The sequence below is a fragment of the Pseudomonas arsenicoxydans genome (assembly GCF_006438915.1).
Taxonomy (GTDB): domain Bacteria; phylum Pseudomonadota; class Gammaproteobacteria; order Pseudomonadales; family Pseudomonadaceae; genus Aquipseudomonas; species Aquipseudomonas arsenicoxydans_A.
Window position 1 is genome coordinate 24788 of sequence record NZ_RCZE01000025.1, and the last position, 6466, is coordinate 31253.

Annotated in this window: 3 protein-coding genes and 4 pseudogenes; 4 read left to right on the plus strand and 3 right to left on the minus strand. The window is 49.4% G+C overall.

Translation table 11 applies throughout. The features are described from left to right. Positions 1-406: 406 nt before the first annotated feature. Positions 407-1021, plus strand: a complete 615-nt coding sequence (locus tag EAH78_RS31455) for a hypothetical protein (protein ID WP_140672175.1) — start codon at positions 407-409, stop codon at positions 1019-1021. A gap of 10 nt (positions 1022-1031) precedes the next feature. Here the strand turns inward: EAH78_RS31455 and EAH78_RS32955 are convergent. Together EAH78_RS32955 and EAH78_RS31465 are read right to left on the minus strand one after the other, a co-directional pair. Continuing rightward, positions 1032-1800 (minus strand): annotated as a pseudogene (locus EAH78_RS32955) (glycosyltransferase). Between the two features lie 101 nt (positions 1801-1901). Next, a pseudogene (locus EAH78_RS31465) lies at positions 1902-3526 on the minus strand (autotransporter domain-containing protein). A 445-nt stretch (positions 3527-3971) separates the two neighbouring features. Here EAH78_RS31465 and EAH78_RS31470 point away from each other — a divergent pair. From EAH78_RS31470 to EAH78_RS31480, 3 genes and pseudogenes are all read left to right on the plus strand, one after another. Then, positions 3972-4652 (plus strand): ZirU family protein, encoded by a 681-nt coding sequence (locus EAH78_RS31470; protein ID WP_140672177.1) that lies wholly within the window; start codon positions 3972-3974, stop codon positions 4650-4652. A gap of 69 nt (positions 4653-4721) precedes the next feature. Next, entirely contained in the window at positions 4722-4934 is a 213-nt protein-coding gene (locus tag EAH78_RS31475; RefSeq protein WP_140672179.1) for a hypothetical protein, read from the plus strand. Positions 4935-5346: 412 nt separating this feature from the next. Continuing rightward, positions 5347-5649, plus strand: a pseudogene (locus EAH78_RS31480) (TerC family protein); the annotation flags it as partial. 523 nt (positions 5650-6172) lie between these two features. On the opposite strand, the pseudogene EAH78_RS31485 reads toward EAH78_RS31480, so the two are convergent. Continuing rightward, positions 6173-6466: pseudogene (locus EAH78_RS31485) on the minus strand (transporter); the annotation flags it as partial.

Genomic DNA, 6466 nt, shown 5'->3' on the forward strand with positions numbered 1-6466 from the left:
GCTCTGGACGCTCTGGATGATTCGCCAGCGTTACCACAGGGACATGTCATTATGCACCTAAAAGATTAGTTGTACGAATTTCAGGATGCTACAGGTACTATTGAGGTCGATATAGATAATGATATTTGGCCGGAAGGTCCCACTCTCTTAGCGCTCGAAGGTTAAATTGTCTGGAGAAATTGAACGCGGTTTCTTTGGTGGAATCCTGGATGTTGAGCCAAGTAGAGATGATTGATTGAACTATTTGAAGCTTTTGTGCGTCGAAAATTAATGTGTTTTTAAAACAAATAGGCTTAAGTAAATTACTAATTTTGATCAGGGCGCTGACCCTGTTGGCGGCGACTCCGTCTTTGAGCGTTGTGCATGCAAGCGAATTTATTTAGGGAGTAACAAGTGTATAGAGGATTTGTTAAAGCATTCTGTGTCGGATTTTTTAGGTATGTGCATTGTTTGTCAAAATACTTTTACGGAGGTGCAGCTATATAAGGAATATAACTACCATTCACTACTGAATCAATACACTGATCGACAAGGATATCAACGTTGTCCTGAACGCTACGGTGCCAACGCTATTTGCGCCGAAGGTGTTGACTTTACCGATCATGGGTTTTTTGCAGTGTTGTTTTTCGAAGATTCAAAGTTAGCACAGGTTACTCTTGCTTCTCGGTATGACCCGGATGCTTTGGCCAAAATAAAGTCTTCGCTCAGGCATTCATTTACCATGCTGTTGATGACGGGGAGCGATTCTAATCTAGACCTCGTAAATCTACAGCAGAAGATGAAATCTGATGAAGAGTTTACGGCCGCGCTTATGGATTACGAGCTCAAAGAGTTGGCGTCAGGTCACTTGGCTTACGCTTACGTTGAGGGCATCAATATAGGCAGTGGAAGTGTTGATGCGATTACTGCCAGTCATCGCGCCCATGAAAACGATAGACAGATTGAGATGGTTGTTTCCAGTGGGTTGTTGGACTTGGCTTTTTTTCTGCCAAAGCTAGATCAGAAAACTGATAACCCGTAGCTGCTTATTGTTAATTGGGGCAGTTTTGACTGCTTTTGTTAAGACGATTCATAATACTATTGTATGTTTTCGTACGTCTGTGGGTTACGTCATACCCCCGACAGCCGCGACGGTTCCTGCCTGTATGTGGTCCAAGTATCGAAAGACTTTGCGGGGCGAAAGAACTTCAATACCGTACCCTTGTTCTATCATGCGCTCTTGAAGGGTGTATCCTGGAACCCGATCATCCATCTGAAAATGCATGCCTCTCTGTTTTATGAGCTTGCAATTCCAGAGCGTACAAAAACTTTTGATGTGAGTTTCTCTATACGGCTTCGGTTCGCGGCATTTGAAGCTGAGGGATAGTTTCAGGCGTCTGTAGTGGTGTTTAAATAGGCGTGAGCTAAATCGCCATAGTGTTCTAGTCACGCCTCGGTTGATTTGTTCTACGCAACCTACGGCCACGGTATTTTCTTTCTGTCTGCTCTTTCTCAGCAACATGTCGAAGACTTCGTTGTCGAAAATGAGGATGTCTGTATGGAGAAAAAATAGATGGTCTGTTTCACCCGCTCTAAAATCCTGTCCAAGGCTCTGCCGTGTGCAACATGACCTGGTTCAGGTTGAGCTGTTGATCGCTCTATTAAATTTATCCAGCTCAGTGTGCGCAGATATTCAGTACTGGCATCAGCAGAGTCGTTATCAACGACTCATATGAGTATATTTTTACCATCGATATGCTGATGCAGAAGGTCCAAGCATATTTTGGTAGGCTCTGGTGTTTTGTAGTTCACTAAAGCAATGCTGAAGTTTGGTTTGTGCGCTGTTGGTTTGTGCGCTGTTGGTTAGTTGGGGGTGTTCATTAAAATTCTCATAGATCATAAGTGGATATCCAATCCCACTGTCAGTGGTGGCATGGGTGTTTTTGTATTGTTGTTTGTTTGTAAGTCAGACTAAATCCCATGCTGAGGCCCTGTTGGGTAAAGTCTTCATCCTTGCGGAAGGTATAAGCACCACGCAGCGTAAGGTCGGCGCTTAATTTGTGACTGAGCCCTAGACTTATGCGGTTCAAGTGGCTTTGTGGTGTGTTCAATTGAAGTCGAGTGTGGGCAGGCTATTGAGGGATATGTCGACTTTCTGAGTGTCGTCCTCCTACTCACGTTCGTAGGCGTATTCGCCGAACACTTGGGTTTGCGGGTGATCTGGTATTTACCCTGCAGGCTGGCGCCCAGACGCTTCGAGTCGCGCGTCTGGTTATCGAAGTTCAGCGCTGTGGAACGATTGCCGTTTTTCCGAGTAACCGTCGACCTCCACACTGGTGTAGTCGGCACTGATGAACGGCGACAAGTGCGATTTGCTACCCGGTTGGGCAATGTCATAGCCAAGGCGCGTACTGAAGGCACAGAGGTGGCCATCGGTATCACCTTTTTCCGCAACTTTGGCGGCACCCAGGTCGAATTTGCGTTTTAGGTTGTCGTAATCCAGTTTGCCGCCGGTCAGTGCGGCATCAGCCCACCAGTGATTTTGCTGGAACTGGGCAAAAGCAGTACCGAGGTAACTGTTAAGTTTGTAGTCCGAGTCATTGCTGCACGATTCAAGGTTCTGACGGTAGAAACCTGCCGCCACGCCTACACGCCAGGTGTCATTGAGCCGATAGCTGCCACCAATGTTCAGGTTGTAACCGCTGCCATCGGCGCTTGCGCGGCTGCTTTGGCTATCGACATCCAGATGCTGGCCGCCACCCGCGACAATGGCGCGCCATTGGCCGACCGTTTGCCAGGTCTCCCAGTCCGATTGCCACTGGTTGCGCAATTCATCCTGATGCGCACGAAGCGTGGCGTATGCCATTTCCGGTAGCAGCGTCAACTCCCAAGGCGCAGAGAGTAAGGAATAGGCGTAGTCGGACACCAGCTTTTGCCCGGCCTCGGTCGGGTGCACACCATCGTTATAAATCAGCTTGCTTGGATCCGGGCTAACGCTGTTGGCCAGTCGGTCGGCAGCGGAATTCGCCTGGGCACCACTCTGTACGCGTCCCTGAAGAAAATCATTACCACCTCCGGAAAGGTAGTACAGCGCGTTCGGATCGGCATGGAAGTTGTTGGTCGGCAGATAGCCCGTACGGGTTCGCTCACCGGTAGCGGATACGGTGGTGATCGAGTCGAGGATCTGGTCGGTGCGGTAGCCACCAACTGCCCAAGTATCTCCGTCTGGCAGGCCTTGGCTGGTGCGCGCCGCCGAGGTTGAGGCGGCGGTCTGATCTGCCCTGAATCCGAGCCGCCCACCCAGCAACTGCGTAGAGTTGAATGAGCGGAACTCGCCGCTCCCGTCGGAGTAGACCGGGCCGGTCCGGTTGGTAAAACGCTGAGTTGCGCCAGCGGGGCCGCCCGTGTCGTTCAGTTGACCCGCGTCATTCAAGCTGTCACCAAAAACGACAAAGTTCGAATAAGGATTGGGCATGGCTGATGCTTCAGTGCAGGCTAGCGACAGTACAGCTACGGCGAAAGGTAGAAAACGCGTCCCTGTGAACATGTAGAAATGCTTCCTTTTGTTTTTATGATTGTTTGAGTTTGAAACAGCATTCCCGACGTCGGCTATTCATTGAATAATCGATCCTAGAGTCGCTGTTTTCAACGTGGAAATTCTCGTCGTTGCCGCACGGGCTCGGCTGTAGGGGAAACCTTCAAGCCCAGTCGGTGCTTTCCACGTGAGATGGTCATTCCGACCAATTTTTGGTGAACCTGCATTGGTGGGAGCGTCGTTATGAGGGATTTGCCTACACGCTAATAGGGGGATGCTTGCGTTTATCCAGCGTCAGGACTGGGAGTATGTGCGGCTATCAAATGTTGAATTCCTACGGGCAGAAACTTAGGCAGGCTTTTGTGAGGAGGAGCAACAGTTGGAGTTTCTGCGCGGGCCAAGGCTGAAGCCATTTAGTGCCCAGCGCAGGCATACTTTTTGAGCAAGAGGTAAACCAGTGAAAACGTTTAACGTCAAAAAAACACGCTTGCATGCACAAGCTTTTGGTGTCGTGCTGGGTGTCGTCGCCAGCGCTTCGGTTATGGCGGCTGTTACTACGCAGACAGCCACGGTAAAAGGTCGAATGCCGGTGACGAGTTATGCGCACATTATTAGTACTGACAATAATGGTAACGGAATCGTAGATACCGGCGATCACCTAGAGGTTAATAGCGTAGGGATGGACCCGGATGGAGATACTATGTACTTCAAGGCTGGCGCGGCACGCTGGCATGATGGAACAAATAATCTCGCCATCAGCGGGCCTGAACCCTATGTAATTAAAGCTTCTGATTTAGGTAAGGCCATCACTGTGTACTATACACCTAATACGAATGCGGACATCACCGATCCATCCGAGGGTTTAGAAAAACAATCGGCCGCTATTCAAGTTGCGCCCGGCAATACGTTTTTATCTTTGAGTGTGACGGGGCTCGACGCAGGATATCCAAAAGTTAATCAAAATGTGAAGGTGGTACCAGTCTGTTTGACTGGTTGTGGCACCATCACATACAAGTGGGAGCGTGAGACAGCATTCGGTACAGGCGTGTACTCTGTGATTGCTGGTCAAACTACTGATACTTACCGGCCAGCTAAAGAAGACCAGCGTCGCAGACTTAAAATTACGGCAAACAACTAACCTTATGTGGTGGTACCGGCAGTCACTCCAGGGTGATGCCGGTTTTTTCATCTTAACGAGAGAAATACAATGAAGGTTAACCGCTTAATAATTTTTTTGGTTTTTACCAATATATTGACTTTGAGTTTGTCGGTGATGGCCTCCGGTTGGGCCTACGAGGCCTATGCATTGGCTAGCAAAGCGCATTCCGCAGCGGAAGAGGCGGCTACAGAGGCTGCAGGTGCAGTCAATAATGCAAAGGAAGTGTTAAGCATTATTAATGCGCCACCTGAAGAATACTGATGTATGTTTTTTCTTGATTAATCGGTTTTACGCAGCATAATAGTTGTATGCGAGGTAGGCGGCAGGGTGAAGACAAAGTGTTGAGTTTGAAACAGCTAAAATTTTGACTTTTGTTTGTGTGGTTGGTAAAGTATATCATTCAATGCTTGCGGTCTTAGGGCTCAGGGGGCGTATATGCACGACAGTTCTATGATTGTGGATAGAAATGTTGTTGGTCGCCTTTTTAAATTCTGTATTCACATAGCAATTGAAAGGCGCGTTTTATTGCCACTCTCAGGTTGTGATAACTCCGCGAGCAGTTGTGCAGGTTACAGAAATAGATAGGCGAAGTAGCAAATTAGAAATCCTACTCCAGATAAAAAATCCCCGCGACCCAATTAAGGGGCGGGGGAAAGTCTGCTATTTCGGAGTAAAGCATTTGCCGATTATGATCATCGCGGTGGTGGTGTCGGTACTGGTACTGGTACTGGTACTGGTGATGTTGCTGGCGGCTGATCCGTTGGCCAGGTTCATCAACGACAACCCGTCGGTGGTGATGCTGGCGCTGGGCTTCCTGATCATGATCGGCGTGACGCTGATCGCCGAAGGCTTCGGTGCCCACGTACCGAAAGGCTACGTCTACGCGGCCATGGCGTTCTCGGCAACAATTGAGGGCTTGAACATGATGTCGCGACGGGCAAAACAGAAGCTGTCAGCGAGAGAGAGTAAGATTTAAGGAAAAAAAATCCCCGCGACCACTTTGTGGGTGGTGCGGGGCAAAACCCGCGTTGTGTATCACCGTAAATAGAGCGTTGACAGACTTCAACAGAGCTTAGCCAGCCTGGTGAGCCATCTAGCTGAAGCCGAGCGACGCTCTGGTCTAATTGAAGCTCGGGGGCTCATTAGATGCATGTAGGGGGATCCTGAAAGCACGATTGGTTCAGCATGGGCAGGGCGTATATAGAAGTACGGGCAAAAAAATCCTCGCAACATGCGGAATGGCGCGGGGAAAAGTCCGATTTCAGAGTGTAACCGTGGTAGAGCGCGGACCTATTTGCTGAAAAGTCGTCTGCCTAAGGACCAAATCCAGCGGTGTAAGCGTCTGCGTTCGAAGCGTATTCAAGCGCAGATCGGCGATTATTTCATGTAGGTAAAACCTGATATGAATATTGGGTGGGTGTGGCGTGCTCAGAGAGAGGCAGATAAAGACCAATGGCCTGTCAGTTACGCCTAGTAAATCACAAACTTTTATCTATCCATCAACGTGGAAAAAGTAACGTCACCGCCACGCGAAAGCCCCAGCCTTGTTCGCCATCTACGGGACTGTCGAGCCAGTACCGCGGACCCGCTTGCACCGTTAGAGGTTGACCGCCGATTTTCAACAGCTGGGTGACCGTCAGGTTGACCGGTACCGACCACTCCCGGGATTGCCAGTTATAGGTCGACTCGGTGTTCACCCCGTAAGTGGTGTAGGTCGCGGTGGTGTACGAGAGAAACGGTTGCAGGAAGGTCTGGTTGACCTTTTCTTTGTCATCCGGTGGGCTGTCCTCCAA